At 48.0% G+C, this 596-nt stretch carries 1 protein-coding gene; it reads right to left on the minus strand.

Going from position 1 to position 596, the window contains the following annotated elements; genetic code table 11:
- Positions 1–596: hypothetical protein (locus tag ACFSTE_RS15985; protein WP_378298285.1), on the minus strand; the 596-nt coding region annotated here is incomplete at both ends.

Here is a 596-nt window from a genome sequence, read left to right on the forward strand (position 1 = left end):
TGTCCGTTGGTAACTCCATCCTCATCACAGTCTAATGCATTCCAGGCTCCACTTGGTGTCGCATCCTGATTCGCTGCTACTAAACTACATCCATCAGTTGGGTCAGTACCATCTGTAATCTCCTGTCCGTTGGTAACTCCATCCTCATCACAGTCTAATGCATTCCAGGCTGCACTTGGTGTCGCATCCTGATTCGCTGCTACTAAACTACATCCGTCAGTTGGGTCAGTACCATCTGTAATCTCTTGTCCATTGGTAACTCCATCCTCATCACAGTCTAATGCATTCCAGGCTGCACTTGGTGTCGCATCCTGATTCGCTGCTACTAAACTACATCCGTCAGTTGGGTCAGTACCATCTGTAATCTCTTGTCCGTTGGTAACTCCATCCTCATCACAGTCTAATGCATTCCAGGCTGCACTTGGTGTCGCATCCTGATTCGCTGCTACTAAACTACATCCATCAGTTGGGTCGGTACCATCTGTAATCTCTTGTCCGTTGGTAACTCCATCCTCATCACAGTCTAATGCATTCCAGGCTCCACTTGGTGTCGCATCCTGATTCGCTGCTACTAAACTACATCCATCAGTTGGGTC

Source organism: Aquimarina hainanensis (assembly GCF_042684685.1).
GTDB lineage: Bacteria > Bacteroidota > Bacteroidia > Flavobacteriales > Flavobacteriaceae > Aquimarina > Aquimarina hainanensis.